Origin of the sequence: Streptomyces sp. NPDC005483, assembly GCF_040606035.1 — a bacterium.
Classification (GTDB): Bacteria; Actinomycetota; Actinomycetes; order Streptomycetales; family Streptomycetaceae; genus Streptomyces.
Map to the genome: position 1 here is coordinate 1 of NZ_JBEXEA010000118.1, position 1,647 is coordinate 1,647.

Below are 1,647 nucleotides of genomic sequence, written 5' to 3' on the forward strand. Positions count from 1 at the left end.
AGAAGCCATCCGCTTACCGCTCAGCAGGCTTGACCAGTCGAACACGGTTCCTGTTCGGGTGACCTCTCGGCGGTCGGGGCATAACGGCAGGGCCTCCTGGTAGCTCGGGGTTGCGATCCCAACCGAGCAGCACCAGGAGGCCCTGTGTCGCAGTCTTTCGTGCTCGCGTCTGTGGAGTCCAACGCGCCTTCTCCGGCGTGTGACTGTCTCGCGCACAGGTTCGGCAACGCGGCGGACGGGCCCGTCCGCGTGCGGTGTTACGGCTCCGACCTGACGGAGGCGGAGTGGCAGGTACTCCGGCCGCTGCTGCCGGTCCCCGCGTGGTTTCAGGGGCGGGGCGGGCGGCCGGAGGGCTATTGCCACCGCGTGATGCTGGACGCAGTCCGCTATGTCGTCGACAACGGCGTCAAGTGGGTCAACCTGCCCTGTGACTTCCCGCCGTACCGGCGGGTGCACGCGTTCGCCCGCCGCTGGCAGGTGACGGGCTTGCTCGCCGAGCTCCACGACCGGCTGCGCGACAAAGTGCGCCAGAAGGAGGGCCGCGACGTGGACCCGACGGCCGCCATCGTGGACTCGCAGTCAGTGCGGGCAGCGGCGAACGTCCCGGGCTCCACGACCGGCTGGGACGGCGGCAAAAGGGTGGGCGGCCGCAAACGACACCTGGTGGTGGACTGCCTCGGCCTGGTCCTGGCCGTCGCGGTGACCGCAGCAAACGTGCAGGACCGCGACGCCGCAGTTCCTCTGCTGGAACGGCTGCGCAGGCTGTACTTCTCCGTCCGGCTCGTCTGGGCGGACGGCGGCTATGCGGGGCGCCTGGTCGACTGGGCGGCCGAGAAGCTCCACCTCACGCTCGAGATCGTCAAACGCTCTGACGCCACCACGGGGTTCGTGGTGCTGCCGCGCAGGTGGGTGGTGGAAAGAACGCTGAGCTGGCTGATGCGCTCGCGTCGCCTGGTCCGCGACTACGAGACGTTGCCCGCCATGCACGAGGCCATGGTGCTGTGGTCGATGACCATGCTCATGAGCGGCCGCCTGGCCGGACGCCGGCCCGGTGCCTTCAGCCGGACGGCGTCCCGAGCGCGGTGAACACTCCCGGCCGCGTCTGGAGCGCCCAGCCTCGTTCCACCAGGCGTTTCGCCTTCGACCGAAGTCCCTCGACCTTCGCCGGGACCGCCTGAAGGCCCAGGGCGGCAGCCAGCTGCTGGCACCGCATGCCTTCCCGGCCCGCATCCGACTCCAGTACGGACATGATCCGCTGGTAGTCCGCAGGCAGGGCCGACGCCGTCATCCCCTCGGTCCGTCGCGGAACCACCGACCCCGCCACCACACTCACCACCGGCTCCGCGACCGCGACAGGCGGCTCCGCCAGCACCTCGGCCACCGTCACACGGGCATCCGCCAGACGCTGAAGCGCGCGTTCCGCCTCGCCGAGCGCGGCCTGCACCCGCTCGGCCTCCTCCCGCAACCGCGCGACCTCTTCCCGGACCTTCTTCTCCCGGGCCTCCAGCAGACCGAGCACCGACGGCACCAGCCACCTCCACAAGCGAGACGAACGGACGAACCACGCCCATCTCTCCCGCCGCCAGCCGGAGTTCATGCCCACCCACCCCGAACCAAACGATCACGTTCGGAAAGCGGATGGCGTCT

Annotated in this window: 2 protein-coding genes; one reads left to right on the forward strand and one right to left on the reverse strand. The window is 69.9% G+C overall.

Translation table 11 applies throughout. From position 1 onward, the window contains the following. Positions 1-144 precede the first annotated feature (144 nt). A complete protein-coding gene (locus ABZT06_RS50515) occupies positions 145-1,086 on the forward strand; it encodes an IS5 family transposase (RefSeq protein ID WP_355756693.1) in 942 nt (313 codons plus the stop codon). On the opposite strand, the gene ABZT06_RS50520 is transcribed toward ABZT06_RS50515, so the two are convergent. After that, positions 1,058-1,528 carry a hypothetical protein gene (locus ABZT06_RS50520; protein WP_355756695.1) on the reverse strand — a complete coding sequence of 157 codons (471 nt, stop codon included), beginning with the start codon at positions 1,526-1,528 and terminating at the stop codon, positions 1,058-1,060. The genes ABZT06_RS50515 and ABZT06_RS50520 overlap by 29 nt on opposite strands. Positions 1,529-1,647 lie beyond the last annotated feature (119 nt).